Origin of the sequence: Paraburkholderia sp. BL17N1 (genome assembly GCF_003634175.1) — a bacterium.
Classification (GTDB): Bacteria; Pseudomonadota; Gammaproteobacteria; order Burkholderiales; family Burkholderiaceae; genus Paraburkholderia.
The window spans coordinates 2,659,036-2,681,578 of sequence record NZ_RBIW01000001.1 but is presented as its reverse complement, the minus strand read 5'-3'; the positions used below and the strand labels follow the sequence as shown (position 1 = coordinate 2,681,578).

Annotated in this window: 20 protein-coding genes and 2 tRNA genes; 4 read left to right on the top strand and 18 right to left on the bottom strand. The window is 60.9% G+C overall.

All coding sequences use genetic code 11. The features are described from left to right. The first annotated feature begins 286 nt into the window (after positions 1–286). Together B0G82_RS12125 and B0G82_RS40295 are read left to right on the top strand one after the other, a co-directional pair. Positions 287–2,086, top strand: a complete 1,800-nt coding sequence (locus B0G82_RS12125) for a cytochrome P450 (RefSeq protein WP_121307498.1) — start codon at positions 287–289, stop codon at positions 2,084–2,086. Beyond that, entirely contained in the window at positions 1,975–3,177 is a 1,203-nt protein-coding gene (locus B0G82_RS40295) for a pyridoxal-phosphate dependent enzyme (protein WP_121307497.1), read from the top strand. Before B0G82_RS12125 ends, B0G82_RS40295 begins: the two co-directional genes overlap by 112 nt. 167 nt (positions 3,178–3,344) lie before the next feature. Here B0G82_RS40295 and B0G82_RS12115 read toward each other — a convergent pair whose 3' ends face one another. The 16 genes from B0G82_RS12115 to B0G82_RS12030 all read right to left on the bottom strand — a co-directional run bounded on the left by B0G82_RS12115 (position 3,345) and on the right by B0G82_RS12030 (position 18,307). Then, positions 3,345–3,890, bottom strand: a complete 546-nt coding sequence (locus B0G82_RS12115; RefSeq protein WP_121307496.1) for a thioesterase family protein — start codon at positions 3,888–3,890, stop codon at positions 3,345–3,347. Positions 3,891–4,366: 476 nt separating this feature from the next. Next, a tRNA-Pro gene (locus tag B0G82_RS12105) sits at positions 4,367–4,443 on the bottom strand. A gap of 63 nt (positions 4,444–4,506) precedes the next feature. Further along, entirely contained in the window at positions 4,507–4,920 is a 414-nt protein-coding gene (locus tag B0G82_RS12100) for a MerR family transcriptional regulator (RefSeq protein ID WP_116139924.1), read from the bottom strand. A 46-nt stretch (positions 4,921–4,966) separates the two neighbouring features. Next, positions 4,967–5,377 carry an integration host factor subunit alpha gene (locus tag B0G82_RS12095; RefSeq protein WP_106279208.1) on the bottom strand — a complete coding sequence of 137 codons (411 nt, stop codon included), beginning with the start codon at positions 5,375–5,377 and terminating at the stop codon, positions 4,967–4,969. 69 nt (positions 5,378–5,446) lie between these two features. Continuing rightward, positions 5,447–7,882 (bottom strand): phenylalanine--tRNA ligase subunit beta, encoded by a 2,436-nt coding sequence (pheT, locus tag B0G82_RS12090; protein WP_121307495.1) that lies wholly within the window; start codon positions 7,880–7,882, stop codon positions 5,447–5,449. Between the two features lie 164 nt (positions 7,883–8,046). After that, positions 8,047–9,060, bottom strand: coding sequence for a phenylalanine--tRNA ligase subunit alpha (gene pheS / locus B0G82_RS12085; RefSeq protein ID WP_181196504.1), 1,014 nt, complete (start codon positions 9,058–9,060; stop codon positions 8,047–8,049). Between the two features lie 158 nt (positions 9,061–9,218). Next, positions 9,219–9,578: a 50S ribosomal protein L20 gene (gene rplT, locus B0G82_RS12080; protein WP_006052502.1), complete on the bottom strand. Its 360-nt coding sequence runs from the start codon at positions 9,576–9,578 to the stop codon at positions 9,219–9,221. A gap of 29 nt (positions 9,579–9,607) precedes the next feature. After that, positions 9,608–9,805: a 50S ribosomal protein L35 gene (gene rpmI, locus B0G82_RS12075; RefSeq protein WP_012433738.1), complete on the bottom strand. Its 198-nt coding sequence runs from the start codon at positions 9,803–9,805 to the stop codon at positions 9,608–9,610. Between the two features lie 249 nt (positions 9,806–10,054). Beyond that, complete coding sequence (gene infC, locus B0G82_RS12070) at positions 10,055–10,579, bottom strand: translation initiation factor IF-3 (protein ID WP_074263967.1); 525 nt, start codon at positions 10,577–10,579, stop codon at positions 10,055–10,057. 49 nt (positions 10,580–10,628) lie between these two features. Further along, positions 10,629–12,536: a threonine--tRNA ligase gene (gene thrS / locus B0G82_RS12065; protein WP_121307494.1), complete on the bottom strand. Its 1,908-nt coding sequence runs from the start codon at positions 12,534–12,536 to the stop codon at positions 10,629–10,631. A gap of 252 nt (positions 12,537–12,788) precedes the next feature. Continuing rightward, a tRNA-Val gene (locus tag B0G82_RS12055) sits at positions 12,789–12,865 on the bottom strand. A 131-nt stretch (positions 12,866–12,996) separates the two neighbouring features. Further along, positions 12,997–15,240, bottom strand: a complete 2,244-nt coding sequence (locus B0G82_RS12050; RefSeq protein WP_116117817.1) for a bifunctional (p)ppGpp synthetase/guanosine-3',5'-bis(diphosphate) 3'-pyrophosphohydrolase — start codon at positions 15,238–15,240, stop codon at positions 12,997–12,999. A gap of 58 nt (positions 15,241–15,298) precedes the next feature. Beyond that, positions 15,299–15,652, bottom strand: coding sequence for a RidA family protein (locus B0G82_RS12045; RefSeq protein ID WP_106279733.1), 354 nt, complete (start codon positions 15,650–15,652; stop codon positions 15,299–15,301). Positions 15,653–15,735: 83 nt separating this feature from the next. Next, positions 15,736–16,650 carry an alpha/beta hydrolase gene (locus B0G82_RS12040; RefSeq protein WP_121307493.1) on the bottom strand — a complete coding sequence of 305 codons (915 nt, stop codon included), beginning with the start codon at positions 16,648–16,650 and terminating at the stop codon, positions 15,736–15,738. A gap of 308 nt (positions 16,651–16,958) precedes the next feature. Next, complete coding sequence (locus tag B0G82_RS12035) at positions 16,959–17,600, bottom strand: CoA transferase subunit B (protein ID WP_106279198.1); 642 nt, start codon at positions 17,598–17,600, stop codon at positions 16,959–16,961. A 2-nt stretch (positions 17,601–17,602) separates the two neighbouring features. Further along, positions 17,603–18,307, bottom strand: coding sequence for a CoA transferase subunit A (locus tag B0G82_RS12030; RefSeq protein WP_106279196.1), 705 nt, complete (start codon positions 18,305–18,307; stop codon positions 17,603–17,605). A gap of 241 nt (positions 18,308–18,548) precedes the next feature. Between B0G82_RS12030 and B0G82_RS12025 the strand changes: the two genes are divergently transcribed. Continuing rightward, positions 18,549–19,094 carry a LuxR C-terminal-related transcriptional regulator gene (locus tag B0G82_RS12025; RefSeq protein ID WP_121307492.1) on the top strand — a complete coding sequence of 182 codons (546 nt, stop codon included), beginning with the start codon at positions 18,549–18,551 and terminating at the stop codon, positions 19,092–19,094. 142 nt (positions 19,095–19,236) lie between these two features. On the opposite strand, the gene B0G82_RS12020 is transcribed toward B0G82_RS12025, so the two are convergent. Continuing rightward, positions 19,237–19,668 (bottom strand): thioesterase family protein, encoded by a 432-nt coding sequence (locus B0G82_RS12020; protein ID WP_041758509.1) that lies wholly within the window; start codon positions 19,666–19,668, stop codon positions 19,237–19,239. Between the two features lie 186 nt (positions 19,669–19,854). Next, positions 19,855–20,631, bottom strand: coding sequence for an SDR family oxidoreductase (locus B0G82_RS12015; RefSeq protein WP_012433748.1), 777 nt, complete (start codon positions 20,629–20,631; stop codon positions 19,855–19,857). A 187-nt stretch (positions 20,632–20,818) separates the two neighbouring features. Between B0G82_RS12015 and B0G82_RS12010 the strand changes: the two genes are divergently transcribed. Continuing rightward, positions 20,819–22,492, top strand: coding sequence for an electron transfer flavoprotein-ubiquinone oxidoreductase (locus tag B0G82_RS12010; RefSeq protein WP_121307491.1), 1,674 nt, complete (start codon positions 20,819–20,821; stop codon positions 22,490–22,492). Positions 22,493–22,543 lie beyond the last annotated feature (51 nt).

Genomic DNA, 22,543 nt, shown 5'->3' with positions numbered 1-22,543 from the left:
CGACTAGTATGGTTGGGTGAGCGCCCTCCTCGGACCTCGGGGAGTACAGCATGGATCGCGACTTGTCTGTCGCACAGACCCGGCACAGAATTCCGCCCCGGTGCCCGCTCACGACGCCAATTAAATGCGGTGCAGTGACATGAATGCGCCCGCTTCCTCACGCCGCGTAAGAACCTGGTTGCACGTTGCAACGCAAAGCGTTCGCCGTCGACAAGACGCCGGAGCCTCTCTTGTGTTCACACGATCGATGAAAAACGATGCCTGCCCGGCGCGAAGGAGCGACAAAATGAACGCGAGTCTTCAGGCAGTGCGTTCGGGTTCCCCGGACACGGTAGTGATAGCGCGCACGAAAGAACTCGAAGACGACGCCATCAAGGCGGCGAACGTCGACGGAATCGATCTGATCGTTCTTCGCCACAGTCACGCCATTTCGATTTTTCAGGGACGCTGCCCGCATCAAGGCACTCTCCTGTCCGAAGGCACAGTCAAAGACGGTGTGCTCACCTGCCGGGCACACAGTTGGCAATTCGACTGCTCGTCAGGCTGCAACCAGGGAGCGATTAGTTCGAATCTGAAGCGCTTCGACGCGATCGTCGAGGACGGCGAAGTTAAAGTCGATCGGAACGAGGTGCGCGCGTGGAATGCACAGCGCGCTGACCCGGCTGGGACAATGCCGTGCCGCGAATCTCCCGTGAGATCGCTTGACCAGCTTCCTGGCCCAAAGCGCGTTCCGTTTCTCGGCAATACGTTGCAACTACGTCCCGAGAAGCTGCACCTCGTCCTCGAACAGTGGTCCAGAGAATTCGGCCCTGTGTACACGTTCAGATTGATCGGCCGCCCGTTCGTTGCGATCGCCGATCCGATTCTCATCAGTCAGGTCTTGCGCGATCGCCCTGGCGCCTATCGCCGCTGGAACGTGATCGAAACGGTTGCGCGCGAACTGGGCATCAACGGCGTTTTCTCCATGGAAGGCGAGGCCTGGCGACGGCAACGGCAACTCGTCGCCAAGGCACTGGATCCTCTGCATCTGCGTGCCTTCTTTCCGCTGCTCTGCGAGATGACACGTCGGTTGCTGCAACGCTGGGAGAAAGCGAATCGCGATCAGCAATCCATTGATATCCAGAAGGATCTGATGCGATATACGGTGGACGTCACCACCAATCTCGCGTTTGGATACGACATGGACACCATCGAGAGTGAGGGCGACGTGATCCAGCGGCACCTCGAAGTCGTGTTCCCGATGATCAACCGGCGCATCAATGCGCCCTTCCCCTATTGGCACTACGTCAAGCTGCCCGCCGACAAGACGCTGGATCGCGCGTTGATTGCGGTTCAGGCGCTCACGAAGGACCTGATCGCCGCCAACCGCGCGCGTCTCGCGCAGCGCTCGGAGACGGACGCGATGCCCACGAATCTGCTCGAGGCGTTGCTCATGGCGCAACAGGAAGGAGAGGCGCCGCTGACAGACGACGAAGTGCTGGCCAATGTGTTCACCATCCTGCTGGCCGGACAGGACACGACGGCGAACACCATCGCCTGGGTGGCGTATTTCATGGCGTCCCTACCAGACGTCCAGCGAAAAATGCAGGAAGAAGTCGATGCCGTTATCGGATCCGCGGCCATGCTCGAAGATTTTGACGCGGGTGATGCGCTCCTCTATCTGAACGCGGTCATCAGCGAGTCCATGCGGCTCAAATCCGTTACGCCCGTTCTCGCAGTCGAGCCGAATTACGACGTGCAAGTGGGCGACATTGCGATCCCGAAGGGCGCGGTGCTGTCGCTATTGACGCGCGAGGCAGGTTTGCAGCAAGGCGGCCATTCGGAGGCCGACCGCTTCGATCCGGAGCGCTGGCTCACTGGCGAGAGTGCCGCCAGCCATCATCGGGCGGGGTTCATGCCGTTCGGCTCGGGACCGCGTCTGTGTCCGGGACGCAGCCTCGCCTTGATGGAAGTGAGATCGGCCGTCGCCATGCTGTGCCGCAACTTCGATCTGTTGCTGGTGCACGACGCGGCCGAGGTGGAGGAAGTGTTCGCGTTTTCGATGGTGCCGCGAAACCTGCGCATCGAATTGCGTCGGCGTGGCTAGTCGATCTCTTCAAACGAATACGAAAGCGAGGACACCAGAGCTTTCCTGGCATTCTGCATCATGCGCGCACGCCGTTCGGGAATGGTGTCGGCTCGGGCTATCTCGGCGACGTTTCCCGAGCCGATATCGAGCGCGCATCGGAGACGATCCGGGGAACCGTCGTCCGCACACCGCTGTTGCCCTACGCCGCTGCCACGGATCGAAGCGTGTTTCTCAAACCGGAGAACCTTCAGCCACGAGGGTCGTTCAAGATACGCTGCGCGCTGAATGCGGTATCGAGCCTTACGGCCGCTCAACTGGCGAACGGTGTCTATACGGCGAGCACCGGCAACTTCGCGCTTGGCGTGACCGAAGCGACGAGGGTTCGCGGCGCGGACGTCAGGGTGTATGTCACCGATACCGCAGCAAGGAGCAAAATCGAGGCGCTTCGCTCGCTGGGCGCCGCGGTGATCGAAGTGCCCTACGAAAGATGGTGGGCAATACTGTGCGGTGAAATACCGCCCGGCGAAACCGGCACATTTCTGCATCCTTGTGCGTGTCGCGATGTGGTCGTCGGCGACGCGTCGATCGGACAGGAGATCCTGGAAGACCTGCCGGATGTCGACGTGATCCTCGTGCCCTTCGGCGGCGGCGGGTTGATCATGGGTACTGCGCTGGCGTGCGCGCATTGGGACTCGCGCGCGAAATTGTATGCGTGCGAAAGCGAAGCGGCGGCACCGTTCTATTCCTCTCTTGCGGCCGGCGCTATCGTTGAGGTATCTGTCGACTCGACGCCCATGATCGCGGGCATCGGCGTCTCGACCGTGCTCGACGCGAATTGGCCATACCTCAATGCGTTGGTGGACGGCGTCATTGTGTCAACGCTCGAGGACACGGCCGAAGCTATCCGCTGTCTGGCGAAGCACAATCATCTTGTCGTCGAAGGCGCGGGCGCGGTTGCGCTTGCCGCGGCTCTCCACCCTTATTTTGCCGGTAAGCGCATAGCCGCTGTGCTAACTGGAGGCGGCATCGATATGCATGTTCTAGCTTCAGTGCTGAATGGCGACCGGTCGGCGTATCTCATGCCGTCGCAGCTTCGTAACTATGAATAGAACATCACTTCGCCGCAGGCGCATACGGAAGTGCAAGCGCGGCTGGCGCTCCTAATGATCGATTGGGCGCGTGGTATCAGTAGTTCGTTCAGGATGCCGTTTGATGCGGGCGCGCCTGGACCCGCACGACAGAGTGCTTACCGACGCGTGACGGTGCTCGCATCCTGTTAACCTGGAATAGACGAAGCCGACGGAAACACCATCCCTCCTTCGGCCTCGCTCCAACGCGCGACCCATTCGGGCAACGCCGGCGATGATTGCGTCACGCCGGACAGTTGCATCAACTCGGCAGTAGTCACGACACCGCCGCTTCGCTTCAGAAAGCGTGCCCGCACGACGGCCAGCGCGACTTGCGCATTGTCACGCACGAATCCTTGTTCGATGAAGATGTGCTTGTCGTCCCAGCCGATCACGCGGGTCCGGACGTCATAGCGATTGCCGAGTTCGAGCGAGCGGTGAAAACGCATCGTTTCCAGCGTGACAACCGGATACCAGCGCTGTGCCTTCAATTGACGCCACAAGCCGCTGCGCATCATCAAATCGACGCGCGCCAGATCGAGGATCGTGAAATAACGGCCGTTGTTCATGTGAAATAACACATCGAGGTCATTCAACCAGACGCGAAACGGCGTGACGCACATATCGAGCACATGCAGCCGGCTGCGCCGCCGGCTGGTGAATATCAGAAGCAACAAACGAAGTAGCAGACTCATGCGGAAACCCGTTGATCAAGACGCGCCGCACGCGGCGGGCAAACGTGCATGGTAGACGCGCGGATCAGGAACAGGATGCAGGTGATGGGCAAATCTGTAGAGCGCTTATTCGAAAACGAGCGGCTGCGATCGAGCCGCTAGTCGTAGATTCGCGCACCGGCTTGCTCGAGATCGAACCAGCCGAGCCCAGACCTCTCAGCGCCCTTCCGCCGAATGGCTCGTTGGCCGCGTTGCAGCAGAACGCAAAGCCACTGTAACGCACCGCGCCGGAAAAATTTCCGTTAGAAAGCGCGGCAGCGTACCTTCGTTCATCGCTAACAATGCGCCGAAAGCAATCTGGATCATCACGAGGCGGAGTGGTACGCGGATCAATTGATCTGATCGTGATAGGCGCGACGAACGATCGCAGCCTTGCCGCGGTGGCGACCAAAAACGAAAAAGCCGCGACGCCTTACGGCGTGCGGCTTTTTTAATCTTGGTCGGGGCGAGAGGATTTGAACCTCCGACCACCTGCACCCCATGCAGGTACGCTACCAGGCTGCGCTACGCCCCGAACAGCTAAAAATTATAACAGACACTTCATTCGATTAGAACCGCCTTCTGCTAACAAACGCGACTAGTGTCCCAACAAATCGATTACGTGCAGCAATTCCTTACGCAACTGCTCGACGTCTACCGTGGCGGCGGTTGTGGTTGCCGCCGGCACCGCAGCGCCCTCGCCCTCCTCGACCATATCGCCCGGCGCACCGTGCGCTCCACCGCCATGTGAATCGAGCCGGTTGCGCGCGCCGTTGATCGTGAAGCCCTGTTCATACAACAACTCGCGAATCCGCCGGATCAACAGCACCTCGTGATGCTGGTAGTAGCGACGGTTGCCACGCCGCTTGACCGGCCTCAACTGCGTGAACTCCTGCTCCCAGTAGCGCAAGACATGCGGTTTCACGCCGCATAGTTCGCTGACCTCACCAATCGTGAAGTAACGCTTCGCCGGAATCGGAGGCAAGACGACTTTTTCGATCGTCGCTGTCATCGTCAGTTAGCCGTCGTGGTGGGTTGCGCAGGAATGCGCCAGTCGATTAGCGCGTGAAGCTTGCGTCAGCGCCGTTCTCAACCAGTGCTTTCAGCTTTTGACTTGCATGGAACGTCACAACGCGACGCGCGGCGATCGGAATCGCCTCGCCAGTCTTCGGGTTTCTGCCGGGACGCTGGGGTTTGTCGCGCAACTGGAAGTTGCCGAACCCCGACAGCTTCACGCTGTCGCCACTCTCCAGCGCGTCGCGGATTACCTCGAAAAACGCTTCGACCATGTCTTTCGCTTCCCGCTTGTTGAGCCCGACATTGTCGAACAGCAACTCAGCAAGTTCCGCCTTGGTGAGCGTCGGCGTTTCAGTGGAAACGACGGCGGGTGATGTCGGAATTTCGCGAATCATGGCGCTACGCTGCGCCGTAAGAAGGGCTTCGAAATCACTCGAGTTCATTTCATTCATATCTATCAAATGGCGCGCCAAGCGGAAAACAATGGATGCGGATACAGCCGTGCAATTGTTAAATGCGGCTTATCCGCGCAACCGTGCGCCATATACTCGAGCCAGACGTTCCACCAGAGTATGAATAGCCAGATCGACCGTTTCATCCTGAAGGGTTCCGCCAGTATCTTGCAAGGTCACACGGAACGCAAGGCTTTTCTCGTGAGCGCCCAGACCACCGGAAGTGTTTGATTTTGGACGGAATTCGTCGAAAAGCACAACCTTCTGAACGGTCTTGCAGGCGGGTTCGGACTGGGCCTTCTGGAGCTCGTCCAACAGTGCCTGGACCTCGATTTTCTGATCGACGACGACCGCAATATCACGACGCACCGGCTGAAACTTAGACACTTCAGACGGAATGGGCAATACGCGCTGCATTAATGCTTCCGCTTCGATTTCAAACAGAATCGGTGCATGCGGTAAATCATATTTTTGCATCCAGCGCGGATGCAATTCGCCAATCCAGCCGACTGCGCGGCCATTCAGTTCGATACGCGCGCTACGTCCCGGATGCAACGCCGGATGTTCCGCTTTGACGAAGCGGGCAACGGCCGGCGCCAGCACGGCTTCCAGGTCGCCCTTCACGTCGAAGTAGTCGACCGTGCGCGTGGCGGCGCCCCACTGCTCTTCGAGCGCGGGACCGTACGCGAGGCCGCCGATCATCTTCGGCTGCGCGAAGCCTTCGACCGTGAGCTCACCGGCCTTGATCGACGGATCGTGCAGGAACACGCGGCCGGCTTCGAACACGCGTACGCGATCCGCCGTGCGACGGTTCAGATTCGTACGCAGCACGTGAATCAGGCTGCCGAACAGAGTCGTGCGCATCACCGACAAGTGGCTCGCAATCGGATTCAGCAGACGTACCGGCTTGTCGTTGCCGGCGAAGTCCTGTTCCCACTCGGCGTCGACGAAACTGAAGTTCACCGTCTCCGCGTAGTCGCGCGCCGCGAGCGCGTGACGGATCTCGTGGATCGAACGCTGCGTCTCATTGGTCGCGCGCATCTCGCTGGTCGCGATCGGCGGACGTGCCGGAATTCTTTCGAAGCCGTAGATGCGCGCGACTTCTTCGATCAGGTCTTCTTCGATTTCGATATCGAAGCGATACGACGGCGGCGTCACCGAGAACGTGTCTTCACTGCGCTCGAACGACAGGCCGAGGCGCGTGAAAATCTGCGCGATTTCGTCTGCATCGATCTTGATGCCGATGATGCGGTTCGCACGCGAAACACGCATCTTGACGGGCTCACGCTTCGGCACGTTGACGATCTGATCGTCGACCGGGCCGGCTGCGCCGCCGCAAATGTCGAGGATCAGTTGCGTGATGCGCTCGATATGCTCGACGGTGGTCGCATAGTCGACGCCGCGTTCGAAGCGATGGCCTGCATCGGTCGAGAAGTTGTACTTGCGCGAACGGCCACGAATGCTGTCGGGCCACCAGAAAGCGGCTTCGAGATAGATGTTGGTGGTGTCGAGCGTGACGGCCGTGCTGTCGCCGCCCATGATGCCCGCGAGACTTTCGATGTGCTGCTCGTCGGCGATCACGCCGACCGTTTCATCGAGTTCGACGGTGTTGCCGTTCAGCAGCTTGAGCGTTTCGCCCTTGCGGCCCCAACGCACGTCCATGCCGCCGTGGATCTTGTCGAGATCGAACACGTGCGACGGACGGCCCAGTTCGAGCATCACATAGTTCGAGATATCGACCAGCGCGGAGATGCTGCGCTGGCCCGAACGCTCCAGACGCTCGACCATCCACTGCGGCGACCTGGCGCGCGCGTTCACGCCGCGAATCACGCGGCCCGAGAAGCGGCCGCACAGATCCGGCGCCGAGATTTTGACGGGCAGCGTCTCGTTGAGCTTCACTTCGACCGGCTTGATCTCGAGCGGGCGCAACGGCGCGCCGGTGATCGCCGAGGTCTCGCGCGCCACGCCGAATACCGACAGGCAATCCGCCTTGTTCGGCGTCAGCTTGATCTCGAACACGGTGTCGTCGAGATTGAGCGTTTCGCGGATGTCCTGGCCGATCGGCGTATCTTCCGGCAGGATCAGCAGGCCGCTATGATCTTCAGAGAGCTTCAGTTCGCGTGCCGAGCACAGCATGCCCTGGCTTTCCACGCCGCGCAGCTTCGAGAGCTTGATCGCGAATGGCGCGCCGCCTTCTTCAGCGGGCGGCAGTTGCGCGCCCACCAACGCGACCGGCACCTTGATGCCGGGCGCCACGTTCGGCGCACCGCACACGATGTTCAGCATCGCGCCCGTGCCGGCGTCGACCTGACACACGTTGAGCTTGTCCGCGTCCGGGTGCTTGACGACTTCCAGCACCTGGCCGACGACGATCTTCGAGGTCGGCGGCGCAGCCGGCCGCAGGTCTTCGACTTCGAGACCCGCCATCGTCAACGCGTGCGACAGTTCGTCGGTTGTCAGTTGCGGATCGACAAAGGTTCTCAGCCAGGATTCCGGGAATTGCATGGTTCTGTGTACGTTCTGATCAGGTTAGGTCCACGTCCGGCAATGTTTTGACTCGGCGCGATGTTCATGCAATGCGATTCATCGGACACTGCCGGGGACGCTGCACGCGGCAGGCACTGTGTGCCTTGCCGCGCTCTATGCTTGTCGCGTTCGTACGCGCCGGTTCAGGCGAATTGACGCAGGAAACGCAGGTCGTTTTCGAAGAACAGACGCAGGTCTTGCACGCCATAACGCAACATGGTGAGCCGCTCGAGGCCGCTGCCGAAAGCAAAGCCGATGTAACGCTCCGGGTCGAGGCCCATATTGCGGATCACCGTGGGGTGAACCTGGCCCGAGCCGGAAATTTCGAGCCATTTGCCGGCGTTCTTGCCCGTTTCGAACAACATGTCGATCTCGGCCGACGGCTCGGTGAACGGAAAATACGACGGACGGAAGCGCACGAGAATGTCGTCGCGCTCGAAGAATTTCTTGAGAAAGTCGGTGTAGACGCCCTTCAGATCCGCGAAGCTGATGTTCTCGTCGATCCACAGGCCTTCGACCTGGTTGAACATCGGCGAATGCGTCGCGTCGCTGTCCACACGGTACGTGCGGCCCGGCACGATCACCTTGATAGGTGGCGTGTTGGTGCGCGCATAGCGCACCTGCATCGGGCTGGTGTGCGTGCGCAGCAGCAGTTGGCGGCCGTCGGCATCTTTGCCGTCGACGTAGAAGGTGTCCTGCATGGAACGCGCCGGATGATTTTCCGGGCTGTTCAGCGAGGTGAAGTTGTACCAGTCGGTTTCGATTTCGGGGCCGTCGGCCACGTCGAATCCGATCGTACGGAAAATCTGTTCGACGCGCTCCCATGTGCGCATCACCGGGTGCAGACTGCCTGCGCCGGTGCCGCGGCCCGGCAGCGTGACGTCGATGGCTTCAGCGGCGAGGCGCTGGTTCAGCAGCACGTCGGCCAGCGCCTGACGGCGGGCCGTCAACGCGGCTTCCACTTGTTGCTTGACGAGGTTGATCCGTGCGCCTTCGGTCTTGCGCGTTTCGGGGTCGAGTTTGCCAAGGCCCTTCAACAGCTCGGTCAGCGCACCCGATTTGCCGAGGAAGCGCGCTTTCTCGTTCTCGAGGGTAGTGACGTCGGAGGCTTCTGCGAAGGCTTTTTGCGCGTCGGCGACAATCTGGTCCAGATCCATTGATCCCATCATTTCAACGTCAGTGTTCAATCGAAGCAAAACTGGTTCTACCAACAAAAACGGGGCTCGGTGAGGAGCCCCGTTTTTGCTGCAGCGTCACCGAGACTACCGGATCTTCGCTGCAACGAACCACGCAGTATTAATTGCCAGAAGCGCAATCAGGCTGCAACGGCGGCTTTCACCTGCTGAACGATCGCAGCAAAAGCAGCCTTGTCGAACACAGCCATGTCGGCCAGCACCTTGCGGTCGAGTTCGATCGAAGCCTTCTTCAGGCCGTTGATGAACACGCTGTACGTCATGTCGTGCTGACGCACCGCCGCGTTGATACGCGTGATCCACAATGCACGGAACACACGCTTCTTGTTGCGGCGATCGCGGTAGGCGTATTGGCCTGCGCGCATGACCGCCTGCTTGGCGATGCGATAGACGTTGTTGCGACGGCCGCGGTAACCCTTGGCCAGCTTGATGATCTTCTTGTGACGGGCCCGTGCGGTAACCCCACGTTTTACTCGAGGCATGTCTTGCTCCTATGAGTTTCGGTTAAGGGTTAAGCGAACGGCAGCATTGCGCGCACGGAGTTCATATCTGCATCATGAACTGCCGTCGAACCGCGCAAATGGCGTTTGTTCTTGGTGGTCTTCTTGGTAAGAATGTGGCGCTTGAAGGCTTGACCGCGCTTGACGGTACCGCCCGGACGCACCACGAAGCGCTTTGCAGCACTCTTCTTGGTCTTCATCTTCGGCATGACAACTCCATTATTAGATGGATATGGGTGTGCGGTCGGCCATTGGCCATTACCCGCCCTTCGAAACCCACTCCACTTGGTATGCAGACCGCCTGAATTGCCGGCAGCCGCTTTTCGGGAAGCGACGCGCATTGTACACGCGTCGTTCCGAAACCTGCTGAGGCGGCACCGGACACCCGGCGCCGCCTCGTTTCAAACTTCACTCACAACCAGAGCGCGCACCACACGGTGCGCCGCAGCGCTGATCGCTTACTTCTTTTTCTTCGGAGCGAGCACCATGATCATCTGGCGCCCTTCCATTTTCGGCATCTGCTCGACCTGACCGACTTCGTCGAGGTCCGTGCGCAGGCGCTCGAGCATGCGCATACCGATTTCCTGGTGAGCCATTTCGCGGCCACGGAAACGCAACGTGATTTTCGTCTTGTCGCCGTCGTCGAGGAAGCGGATGAGGTTGCGCAGTTTGACGTTGTAGTCGCCGTCATCAGTGCCCGGGCGGAATTTGACTTCCTTGACCTGGACGATCTTCTGCTTCAGCTTGGCCTCGTGTTGCTTCTTCGCTTCCGAGTACTTGAACTTGCCGTAGTCCATCAAGCGGCAAACCGGCGGAACCGCTTGCGGAGCGATTTCGACCAGATCCACGTCTTGCTGTTCCGACATGCGGAACGCATCAGCGAGCTTCACGATGCCGAGCGGTTCGTTCTCGACGCCGACCAGACGCACCTCGGGTGCCGTAATTTCACCGTTGATGCGGTGCGCAGACTTATCAGTAGCGATGTTACGTTTCCTCTAAAATTTAAAAAAACGAGCCGGGCTGCCAAGTGGCTCAATTGAACGACTGCACATCCTGGCGCAGACGCTCAATGAAGGTGTCGGGGGGCATCACACCCAGATCGACACCGCCACGGGCACGCACGGCTACCGTTTGGGCTTCACGCTCTTTGTCGCCGACCACAAGCAGGTACGGCACCTTTTCCAGCGTGTGCTCGCGTATTTTATAGCTAATCTTCTCGTTGCGCAAATCGGCCTCTACTCTAACCCCTTGTTTTTGCAACGATTGGGCCAAAGAACGCGCATATTCCGCCTGACTTTCCGCGATATTCATCACTACGACCTGCATCGGAGCCAGCCATGCGGGCATTGCACCAGCATGGTGCTCGATCAGAATGCCGAGGAACCGCTCCATTGATCCGACGATTGCCCGGTGCAGCATGATCGGGCGGCGGCGGCTGTTGTCTTCGGCAACGTACTCCGCGCCCAGACGCTCCGGCAGCACCATATCGAGCTGCAGCGTACCGCATTGCCACGAGCGGCCAAGCGCGTCCTTGATGTGGTATTCGACCTTCGGGCCGTAGAACGCGCCCTCGCCCGGCAACTCTTCCCACGTCACGCCGCAGGCCGTCAGCGCCTCGCGCAGACCCTGCTCCGCGCGGTCCCACGTCTCATCCGTGCCGGCACGCGCGTCCGGGCGCAGCGACAGCTTGATCTCGACATTGTCGAAGCCAAAATCCTTGTAGACGCTCATCGCCAGCGTATTGAACGCGATCGATTCGCTGATGAACTGGTCTTCGGTACAGAAAATGTGCGCGTCGTCCTGCACGAAGCCGCGCACGCGCATCAGACCGTGCAGCGCGCCGGACGATTCATTGCGGTGGCACGAACCAAATTCCGCATAGCGCAGCGGCAGATCGCGGTACGAACGCAGACCGTGATTGAACACCTGCACGTGACCAGGGCAGTTCATCGGCTTGATCGCGTAATCGCGCTTTTCCGATTCCGTCGTGAACATGTTTTCACGATAGTTCTGCCAATGGCCCGACGCTTCCCAAAGCGAACGGTCCATGATCATCGGCGTCTTGATTTCGAGGTAACCCGCGTCGTTCACGCGACGGCGCATGTACTGCTCGACCTGCTGCCACAGCGTCCAGCCGCGCGGATGCCAGAACACCATGCCCGGCGACTCGTCCTGCATGTGGAACAGATCGAGTTGCTTGCCGAGCTTGCGGTGATCGCGCTTCTCCGCTTCTTCGAGCATGTGCAGATACGCTTCCTGGTCTTCCTTCTTCGTCCAGGCCGTACCGTAGATGCGCTGCAATTGTTCGTTCTTCGAATCGCCGCGCCAGTAGGCACCCGCGACCTTCATCAGCTTGAATACTTTCAGCTTGCCGGTGGACGGCACGTGCGGACCGCGGCACAGATCGGTGAAGCCGCCATGCGAGTACAGCTTGATGTCGTCGGTAGCGGGAATCGATTCGATGATCTCGGCCTTGTACTTTTCGCCGATGCTCTTGAAGTAGTCCACCGCTTCGTCGCGCGACACTACGCGGCGCGAAACGGGTTCGTCTTTCTTCGCGAGTTCCTGCATGCGCTTTTCGATCTTCTCGAGATCTTCCGGCGTGAAGGGACGGTTGTATGCGAAGTCGTAGTAGAAACCGTCGTCGATGACCGGGCCGATCGTGACCTGCGCTTCCGGGTACAGATCCTTCACCGCGTATGCGAGCAAGTGCGCGGTGGAGTGACGGATGATATCGAGACCGTCCGCGTCTTTCTCGGTGACGATGGCCAACGCCACGTCGTGATCGATCAGCGCAGACGTATCGACCAGTTCACCGTCGATCTTGCCGCCAAGCGCGGCTTTCGCGAGGCCGGGGCCGATCGAGGCGGCCACTTCGGCGACGGTCACCGGATGCTCGTACTGTCGAACAGAACCGTCAGGCAGACGTATCGAAACCATTGCGTTCTCCGAGGTGCCGACCGGCGGTGGCACATACAACCAGGTCAAAAAAACAAAAAAAATGCGGCCCCGCTTTCGAGGGGCCGCATTCACATTTCCTGCTAACTACAGTGGCGAAAGTGGTCCTCGACTAGCGTCGCTCCGAAGTAGTCTCGGTCAACGTTCGCGGTGTCATAACCGTATTCGCCTTTTGCGCCAAAGGCGCTTACTGCAGCTTGCGAAACCCCGGCAAAGCCGGAATTTCTCTTTCGTTGGTAGGCTCGATTGGACTCGAACCAACGACCCCCACCATGTCAAGGTGGTGCTCTAACCAGCTGAGCTACGAGCCTGAAGAAACGAGATTATATGGAGCGCCACACTGCTTGGCAAGTACTTTTATGCACCGACTTTAAATTTCTACTCACGCGCTCACGCATGCCCAGCAGATACCTCGACTGGCCATGCGTGCGTCGCACACTCGTCAACTCTTGCGCGAAGCGCGCACGACGCCCGTAACTTCGCCGAGCAACGTGCACGCGCGCTGAATCTGCGCCGCGCTCGAGACCTCGACGGTAAATTGCATGAACGCAGCGTTACGGCGCGTCTGCGTTTTCACTCCGATCACGTTCATTTTCTCGCGCGCGAACACTTCGGAAATATCGCGCAGCAAGCCCTGCCGATCCGTTGCATCGATCGAGAGATCGACCGGATAGACCGACTGCCCGCGGCCGCTCATCACCTCCGCCGACCACGCCGTTTGCAACACGCGCTCGGGCGCACGGTCGGCCATGCGCAGGAACGTCGGGCAATCGCTGCGATGAATCGACATGCCTTTGCCGCGCGTAACGAAGCCGCAAATATCGTCAGGCGGCGCGGGCCGGCAGCAGCGCGCGAGTTGCGTGAGCAACGCATCGACGCCGACCACCAGCACGCCGGTGGACGCGCCGCGCGCCACGCTCGCGCCACTACTGCGCTTCTCGAATTGCTCCGGCGCTTCGACCACCGGCTCAGGCGGCGGCGCATCGTGCAGCGCCTGCTCGACGAGCCGCAAGCTGAATTCTTCCTTGCCCACCACGGAGAACAAGTCGTCGGTAGTCTTGAAGCCAAGCTTGGCCGCGAGCTGATCCAGATTGACCGACGTCTTGCCCTCGCGCTGCAAGGTCTTCTCGACCATCGCGCGGCCGCTCGCGATATGTTCCTGCACTTCGACCGCATTGAACCACGCGCGCACCTTCTGCCGCGCGCGCGGACTTTGCAGATAGCCGAGTTGCGGGTTGAGCCAATCGCGCGACGGCCCGCCCTCCTTCACCGCAACGATCTCCACCGTCTGACCGTTTTGCAAGGGCGTGTTCAACGGCACCATCGCGCCGTCGACGCGCGCGCCGCGGCAACGGTGCCCCAACTCGCTATGCAAGTGGTACGCGAAATCGACAGGCGTGGCGCCGTGCGGCAACGGAATCACCCGCGCCTGCGGCGTCAGCACATAGATGTGGTCGTCGTCGAGCGTGGCCTGGCGCAGTTGTTCCCACGGCTGCGACGCGCGCTTCTCACCGTGCTCGCCTTCGGAGACTTCATCTTTCCATGCGAGCAACTGACGCAGCCACGCGATCTTCTCGTCGTACTTCTCGTTGGCGGCGAACTGGCCGCCGTAGCCGCGCGTGCCGGCTTCCTTGTAACGCCAATGCGCGGCCACGCCGTATTCGGCGAACTGATGCATTTCGTGCGTACGGATCTGCACTTCGAACGCGCGGCCGTCGTCGCCGATCACCACCGTGTGCAGCGACTTGTAGCCGTTCGGCTTGGGCCGCGAGATATAGTCGTCGAACTCTTTCGGCACCGGTTGCCACAGGTTGTGCACGATGCCGAGCACCGTGTAGCAATCCTTGATGTCCGGCACGATCACACGAAATGCGCGCACGTCGTACAGTTCGGCGAAGTCCAGCTCCTTGCCGCGCATCTTGCGCCAGATGCTGTAGATGTGTTTCGGCCGGCCGCTCACTTCCGCGCGAATATGCGCCGCGGCCAATTCCTTTTGCAGGCGTTCGATAGCCTGCGCGACATAGCTCTCGCGCTCAACGCGTTTTTCGTCGAGCAACTTGGCGATACGCTTGTAAGTCACCGGCTCTTCGAAGCGCAGCGCGAGATCCTCGAGCTCCCACTTCAGTTGCCAGATCCCGAGACGATTGGCGAGCGGTGCATAGATATCGAGCGTCTCGCGCGCCACGTCCGGTGAAGGCGTGATTTTCGCCGCCGCGTAGTAACGCAGCGATTGCAGGCGCGATGCGAGCCGGATCAGCACCACCCGAATATCCTGCGCGAACGCGAGCAGCATCTTGCGCAGCGCCTCGACCTGCGCGCGGCGCGCAGCCTGCGCATCGCGCCCGGCTTCAGGCATGGCGTTCTGCGCGGCGCGCATGCTCACCGTGCCAAGGCGCAGCAACTTGCGCACGTCGCCGACCAGTTGCGCGACTTCTTCGCCGAAGTTGTCGGCGATCAGGCGCTCCGGGTCCTGCAGATGCGGCGTCAATGCAAACAGCGCCGCCGCCAGCACCGCCGGCGGATCGACATTGAGCTTGCGCATGATCGACGCCGTGCCCGCCGCGTGATCCGCCAGCATTTCGCCCGACGACAGCCGCACCTCGCCCGCATGCTCGCGCACGAACGCCATCGCTTCATCGAAAGAAGGAAGAGGGTTCGGCGCGTTCGTAACGGTTTCGGTATTCATGGTGCGACGGCCCACCGGGCCAGACGATTCAACGGAATTTCAACTGCACGTGCCCAGCTTACGCGCGCTGCGCAGCGACTACGCAGATTTCGACCAGGCACTTCGGATTGGCGAGCTTTGCCTCGACGGTTGCGCGCGGCGGCGTGGCGCCTTGTGCAACCCACTCGTCCCAAACCGCGTTCATGCCCGCGAAGTGCACCATGTCAGAGATGTAGATCTGCACCGACAGCAAGTGCGACTTGTCGCTGTTCACTTCGCCCAGCAGACGGTCGATGTGGCCGAGCACTTCGCGCGTCTGACCCGTGATGTCCTGATCCGCGTCTTCGGCGATCTGGCCCGCGAGGTACACGGTGCCGTTATGCACGGCGATTTCCGAGAGGCGCTTGCCGACGTGGTGACGAATGACTGCCATGGCGAATCCTGAGTTGGTTTGAAAATTGATCGGAGATGCGCTGCGCTTCGCGCCCCGTCGAGGACGCCGCGCGCAACTGCATATTATGACGCGTCGGCGGCCGGTCCGATAAAGAACTGCCTCGCGATGTCGATCTGATCGGCCGACAAAAACGCCGGCGCGTGTCCGACACCGGCGATTTCCGCGCTCGACACCGCACGCCCGGTCTCGATCATCTTCGCGACGGTTTCACGCGAGAGCAGATCGGACAGCTCGCCGCGCACCACCAGCACCGGCCCTTGAAACGAGGCCAGCGAATGCCACAGCGCGGCCTCGCCGAGCTTGGCCGCCTCCTCGGTCGTCGCGGTAAAGGGCTGCGCGATCCGCGGGTCGTAACGGAACAGCCATTTGCCGTCCTGTTCGTGCAGAAGCGGGGTGTTGATTTCGCGCCACTCGTCAGGTGTGAGCGGGCCAAAAGTCTGCACGAGCAAGGCTGCGTAGTCGATACCCTGCTGCAGCGTTTCAAACTGCACGGGCTTGCCGAGATACTCGCCGATGCGTTGTACCGCAGCCGGCTCCAGGTGCGGACCGACATCGTTCAACAACATCTTGCGGATCGGCGTTTCGGGCAACCCGGCAAGTCCAAGCCCAATCAGGCCGCCCATCGACGTGCCGAACCAGTCGACCGTCTCCACATTCAGGCGCGCGATGAGTGTGACCATGTCGGCGACGTATTGCGGCACCGTATAGAAGTTGGGGTTCGCAAGCCACGATGACAAGCCCCGCCCCGCGACATCCGGACACACCACGCGGTAAGTGCCCGCGAACTCCTGCGCGAGCCGGTCGAAATCGCGCCCTGAACGGGTCAAGCCGTGCACGCACAACAGCACGCGCGGATTGGCCGGGTCGCCCCACTCGGTATAAGCGATGCGGTGCAAGCCACCGGCGCTCGCGCACTGCACATAACGTTGGCGCGGCGCAAGCCGCCCGGTGGTGGAAGCGAACGTGGTTGCGGTCATCTGGGTTCCTTGCAAAAGCGCTGCGGGTTCGGCCTGGGCACAGCAGGGACAGATATGCGTTCAATCTTCAAACGATTGTAAACCGCTTTGCCGAGCGGCAAGAGTCGGCCGGATGGCATAGGACGGCTCGAAACGAATGTCCGTCGCAGAAAACAAAACGGGCGAGACTCACGCCTCGCCCGCCTGGGAACCGCCTCGCGGCCGCCTGCCGCTCACACCAGCCGCATCCGGCCGCACAGCGGCCTCAACAAGCCTCAACCCGCCTCAAACAGCCTCCAACCGCTTCAGACGGCCTCGCCACACGCCAATCAGCTAACCGCGCTCACATCGAGCGGCGCGCCCGTCTTGGCCTTGATTTCCTCGACGCTCACGCCCGGCGCCAGTTCGGTCACCTTCAGCCCGTTGTCCGTGACTTCGATCACGCCAAGGTCGGTGATGATCTGGTCGACCACGCCCACGCCCGTGAGCGGCAGCGTGCATTCGTCGAGAATCTTGTGCTGATCGCCCTTCGCGACGTGCTCCATCAGCACGACCACGCGCTTGACGCCCGCGACCAGATCCATCGCGCCGCCCATGCCCTTGATCATCTTGCCCGGGATCATCCAGTTGGCCAGATCGCCCTTCTTGCTGATCTGCATCGCACCGAGAATCGCCAGATTGATGTGGCCGCCGCGAATCATCGCGAACGAATCCGCCGACGAAAAAATCGACGAGCCCGGCAGCGTGGTCACCGTCTGCTTGCCGGCGTTGATCAGGTCGGCGTCCACTTCTTCTTCGGTCGGCGACGGGCCGATGCCGAGCAGGCCGTTTTCCGACTGCAGCCACACTTCGACGCCCGCCGGCACGTGATTGGCGACCAGCGTCGGCAGGCCGATGCCGAGGTTCACGTAGAAACCGTCCTGCAATTCCTTCGCCGCGCGTGCGGCCATTTCGTCACGAGTCCATGCCATGATCAGTCTCCTTTCGCGCGGACAATGCGTTGTTCAATGCGTTTTTCCGGATTCGCATTGAGCACAATGCGTTGCACGAAAATGCCAGGCGTATGGATCGCGTCCGGATCGAGTTCGCCCACTTCGACGATCTCCTCGACTTCCGCGACGGTGATCTTGCCGGCCATCGCGCACATCGGGTTGAAATTGCGCGCGGTGCGGCGGTAGATCAGGTTGCCCGACTTGTCGGCCTTCCACGCCTTCACCAAAGCGACGTCGGCCGTCAGCGAGTGTTCCAGCACGTAGTGGTTTTCGCCGAACTGGCGGGTTTCCTTGCCTTCGGCGATCAGCGTGCCGTAGCCGGTATTGGTGAAGAACGCCGGAATGCCCGAACCGCCCGCGCGCAGCTTCTCGGCGAGCGTGCCTTGCGGCGTGAATTCGAGCTCGAGTTCGCCGGCCAGATACTGGCGTTCGAACTCCTTGTTCTCGCCGACATACGACGAGATCATCTTCTTGACCTGGCGCGTTTCGAGCAGCAGACCGAGGCCGAAACCGTCGACGCCCGCATTGTTGCTGATGCAGGTGATGCCCTGCACCTTCGAATCGCGCAGTGCGCCGATCAGCGCCTCCGGAATGCCGCACAGCCCGAAGCCTCCGACGGCAAACGTCTGCCCGTCCTTGACGATGTCTTTCAGCGCCTCGGCGGCGCCTGGATAGACCTTGTTCATCAGTATGTCCCTTCCTTTATGGAAACCCGAATTCGGATCGTTGCGGCTGATATCACGTTGGGCGGGCCCGAGCCCGACACGTCATTCTAGTCATCCCCGGCGGGCCGCGCCCCGGTTTCGCTGCGCGTAGTACAAAGCCCGCCGCGGACGGCTTCGCCGCGTTGTCATGTGCTCGAAAGAGTACGCTGGGCGCGCCATGCGGCACAATACGCAAAAATACATAAGTACTTGCCGCCAATTCATGCCCGCACTGGATTATCAAACCGCGTTCCAGCTCGCTCCAATCGGACTCGTCCTGTCGCGCGAACGAACTATCGAAGACTGCAATGACGAGCTCGCGTCGATATTCGGCTGCACGCGACAGTCGCTGCTCGGCCAGTCGTTCCAGGTGCTGTATCCGTCCACAGACGAATTCGAGCGGATCGGCGCGCGGATTCCGCCGATCATGACGGCGCACGGCAGCTACGCGGACGACCGCATCATGAAGCGGGCCAACGGGGAATTGTTCTGGTGCCACGTGACGGGCCGCGCGCAGGAACGCGCCGACCCGCACGCGGCGGGCGTCTGGACCTTCGAGGACTTGAGCGCGACACGGCGCGTGGCGGTCGAACTGACACCGCGCGAACGCGAAATCGCCGCGCAACTGGTGACGGGAAAGACCAGCAAGCAGATCGGCCGGGTGCTGGATATCAGCCCGCGCACCGTCGATGTCTACCGGGCGCGGCTTATGCGCAAATACGATACGGGTAACGCGACGGAGTTGTTGCAGCGCCTGCTCGGGCATTGAAGCAGCGGCGCGTGTGTCGGGACGCTGGTTCGCGCGACGCTGAGTCGCGCCTTTAGCAGGCCACTCAGAGGCAAGCGGCAATGCACGGCGACGTTAGCGAACGCCGCCAGTTCGCCACGAAAGTCGGCTCAAGGCCCGGCTATTAGGCCACCTTGACCAGCGCCGCCCGCTCGATGGTTTCGCGCAGCAGGTCCGGCACCGGCACCGACTTGCCCGCCGCGTAATCGATCCAGACGCAGCGCGCGGCGCCACGTGCATAGACGGTATTCGGATCGTCCGCGCGCACGAGTTCGAAACCCGTGTCGAAGCTGCTGCGGCCGGGCGTGGCCACCGTCATCCGGCCGATCACGTCGCCGGGATAATGCAGTTGCTTGAGAAACTCCATCGACGCATTGACGATCACCGGACCCTGGCCGTCGGCATTATTACCGGCCAGGCCCAGCTGTTCGAACCAGGAAATCCGCACCTGCTCCATGTAGCGGAAATAGACCGTGTTGTTCACATGGCCGAAGGCGTCCATGTCGCCCCAGCGGATCGGCATCGACATCTCGAAAACTGCGTGAAAATCGCTCATCGTACTTCTTTAACGGGTTGAAATCAGGTTGAAGCCGGCACGCGGACCGGCGTAGAGACAGACAACAACATAGCGCGCGCCCTCAAAGAGACAAAGGCCCGAGGGTGTAAAACAGTTTCTTCGAACGGACGCAAATCCGGGCCCTCGCGACCGGCAAGCACGAGCGCCGGCCGCGCCGTGCTGCGTTCAGGAGAGCCCGAAGCCGTCGTCGGCGGCGATCACCGAGCCGTTGATGAACTGCGATTCGTCCGCCGCCAGCAGCAGCAGGAGCCCGTCCAGATCTTCCGGTTTGCCGACGCGGTGACGCGGCAGCATCGACACGAGCTTCTGCCCTTGCTCCGTCGACCAGTGATGGTGATTGATCTCCGTGTCGATATAGCCCGGGCAGATCGCGTTCACGTTGATGCCGTGCTTGCCCCACTCCAGCGCCATGGCTTTCGTCATATGCACGACAGCCGCCTTGCTGATCGAATACAGGCCGATCTGCGGCAGCACGCGCAAACCCGCCATCGACGCGATATTGATGATGCGGTACGACGGTTTCTGCGCGCCGTTGCCGCGCATGATCATGCGCTTGGCGACTTCCTGAGCGACGAAGAACGCGCCGCGCGTGTTGGTATCGAACACATATTCGAAGTCGGCGGGGGTGACTTCCGAGAGCTTCTGCGTGGTCGACACGCCCGAATTGTTCACCAGAATGTCGATCGTGCCGGCCTCGGTCTCCGCATGGGCGACCGCCGACTTGATGCTCTGGTAGTCGGTCACGTCGAGCGAAACGACGTGCGCCGCGCCGCCGGAGGCCTCGATCTCGGCGCGCAACTCCTTCAGACGCTCGGTCCGCCGGCTCGCCAGCACGACCTTGGCGCCCGCCTGCGACAACACTTGAGCAAAGCGCTTTCCCAACCCGCTCGAGGCGCCGGTAATCAGCGCGACCTTGCCTTCCAGATTGATCGAACGGCCCATTGTCGTTCCTTGTTCGGTTGTTGTTACGGCTGCGGTTGACGGGTGCGGTAAGACCGTCACTACGGGTCATACCGTATCATAGAAATAGAACGATCGTGCTAATCTCTGTTCATCTGGTTGCAGTGCGGGTGTGCATCGCCCACAATACGAACCCGAAAAAAGCATTCTAACGGTAAGAGGAGCATCAATGACCCCCGCAAGTCTCATTGAGCAATACGGTCCACGCGAGTCGATGGAATACGACGTCGTGATCGTCGGTGGAGGCCCGGCCGGCCTGTCCGCGGCGATCCGCCTGAAGCAGCTGGCAGCGGAAAAAGGCGTCGAGCTTGGCGTGTGCGTACTGGAAAAAGGCTCGGAGATCGGGGCGCATATCCTGTCGGGCGCGGTGATGGATCCGCGCGCGATCACCGAACTGATTCCCGACTGGAAAGAAAAAGGCGCACCGCTGACGGTGGGCGTGACCGAAGACAAATTCCTGTTCCTGACCGAAACCGGCTCAAAGAGCGTGCCGACCTGGGCGTTGCCGGACAATTTCAAGAATCACGGCAATTACGTGATCAGCCTTGCGAATGTCACGCGTTGGCTCGGTCAGCAGGCCGAAGCGCTGGGCGTGGAGATCTTCCCGGGCTTTCCGGCGGCGGAGATTCTGTATAACGGCGATGGTTCGGTCAAAGGCGTCGCCACCGGCAACCTCGGCATCGGCAAGGACGGCGAGCCGACCGAAAACTTCCAGCTCGGCATGGAGCTGCACGCGAAGTACACGCTCTTCTGCGAAGGCGCGCGTGGGCATCTGGGCCGTCAGCTGAACGATAAATTCAAGCTGCGCGAAGGCGCCGATCCGCAGGTCTACGGGATCGGCATCAAGGAACTGTGGGAAATCGATCCTTCGAAGCACAAGCCGGGTCTGGTGATGCACACCGCCGGCTGGCCGCTGGAGAACGATACTTACGGCGGCTCGTTCCTGTATCACATGGACAACAACCAGGTGGTGGTGGGCTTCGTGGTCGGCCTCGGCTACACGAACCCGTATCTGTCGCCGTTCGAGGAATTCCAGCGCTACAAGACGCATCCGGCGATTCGCGCTGTGCTCGAAGGTGGCAAACGTGTGTCGTACGGCGCACGCGCGATCACGGCCGGCGGCCTGATGTCGCTGCCGAAGCTGGTGTTTCCGGGCGGCGCGCTGGTCGGCGACGATGCGGGTTTCCTGAACGCATCGCGGATCAAGGGCTCGCATGCGGCGATCAAGACCGGCATGCTGGCTGCCGAAGCTGCTTTTGAAGCCGTGCAGGCAGGTCGCACCAGCGATGAACTCACCGCGTATCCGGAGAGTTTCAAGACTTCGTGGCTGCATACCGAACTGCACCGCGCGCGCAACTTCAAGCAGTGGATGAGCAAGGGTCTGTACCTCGGCACGCTGATGGTCGGCATCGAGCAGAAGCTGCTGGGCGGCAATGTACCGTGGACGCTGCATCACCAGCATTGGGATCACGAGATGCTCAAGCCGGCTTCCCAATGCAAGCCGATCGTGTATCCGAAGCCCGATGGCAAGCTTACTTTCGACCGGTTGTCGTCGGTGTTCATCTCGAACACGAACCACGAAGAGAATCAGCCGGCTCACCTGACGCTGAAAGATCCGTCCGTGCCGGTGAATGTGAACTGGCAGACGTATGCCGGGCCGGAATCACGCTACTGCCCGGCGGCCGTGTACGAGTTCTTGAAGAACGACGACGGCAGCGAACGCCTCGTGATCAACGCGCAGAACTGCGTGCACTGCAAGACCTGCGATATCAAGGACCCGACGCAGAACATCGTGTGGGTCACGCCTGAAGGTGGCGGCGGTCCAAACTATCCGAACATGTAATCGATGCTTCACTTGCCTTCGCAGCGCCCGCTTCTGAATGCGGGCGCTCTG

Bases quoted from the DNA above. Each gene is read 5' to 3' on its own strand.
- B0G82_RS12125 (WP_121307498.1), top strand. From the start codon at position 287: ATGAACGCGAGTCTTCAGGCAGTGCGTTCGGGTTCCCCGGACACGGTA.
- B0G82_RS12115 (WP_121307496.1), bottom strand. From the start codon at position 3,890: ATGAGTCTGCTACTTCGTTTGTTGCTTCTGATATTCACCAGCCGGCGG.
- B0G82_RS12100 (WP_116139924.1), bottom strand. From the start codon at position 4,920: ATGACAGCGACGATCGAAAAAGTCGTCTTGCCTCCGATTCCGGCGAAG.
- B0G82_RS12095 (WP_106279208.1), bottom strand. From the start codon at position 5,377: ATGAATGAAATGAACTCGAGTGATTTCGAAGCCCTTCTTACGGCGCAG.
- pheT (WP_121307495.1), bottom strand. From the start codon at position 7,882: ATGCAATTCCCGGAATCCTGGCTGAGAACCTTTGTCGATCCGCAACTG.
- pheS (WP_181196504.1), bottom strand. From the start codon at position 9,060: ATGGATCTGGACCAGATTGTCGCCGACGCGCAAAAAGCCTTCGCAGAA.
- rplT (WP_006052502.1), bottom strand. From the start codon at position 9,578: ATGCCTCGAGTAAAACGTGGGGTTACCGCACGGGCCCGTCACAAGAAG.
- rpmI (WP_012433738.1), bottom strand. From the start codon at position 9,805: ATGCCGAAGATGAAGACCAAGAAGAGTGCTGCAAAGCGCTTCGTGGTG.
- thrS (WP_121307494.1), bottom strand. From the start codon at position 12,536: ATGGTTTCGATACGTCTGCCTGACGGTTCTGTTCGACAGTACGAGCAT.
- B0G82_RS12050 (WP_116117817.1), bottom strand. From the start codon at position 15,240: ATGAATACCGAAACCGTTACGAACGCGCCGAACCCTCTTCCTTCTTTC.
- B0G82_RS12045 (WP_106279733.1), bottom strand. From the start codon at position 15,652: ATGGCAGTCATTCGTCACCACGTCGGCAAGCGCCTCTCGGAAATCGCC.
- B0G82_RS12040 (WP_121307493.1), bottom strand. From the start codon at position 16,650: ATGACCGCAACCACGTTCGCTTCCACCACCGGGCGGCTTGCGCCGCGC.
- B0G82_RS12035 (WP_106279198.1), bottom strand. From the start codon at position 17,600: ATGGCATGGACTCGTGACGAAATGGCCGCACGCGCGGCGAAGGAATTG.
- B0G82_RS12030 (WP_106279196.1), bottom strand. From the start codon at position 18,307: ATGAACAAGGTCTATCCAGGCGCCGCCGAGGCGCTGAAAGACATCGTC.
- B0G82_RS12025 (WP_121307492.1), top strand. From the start codon at position 18,549: ATGCCCGCACTGGATTATCAAACCGCGTTCCAGCTCGCTCCAATCGGA.
- B0G82_RS12020 (WP_041758509.1), bottom strand. From the start codon at position 19,668: ATGAGCGATTTTCACGCAGTTTTCGAGATGTCGATGCCGATCCGCTGG.
- B0G82_RS12015 (WP_012433748.1), bottom strand. From the start codon at position 20,631: ATGGGCCGTTCGATCAATCTGGAAGGCAAGGTCGCGCTGATTACCGGC.
- B0G82_RS12010 (WP_121307491.1), top strand. From the start codon at position 20,819: ATGACCCCCGCAAGTCTCATTGAGCAATACGGTCCACGCGAGTCGATG.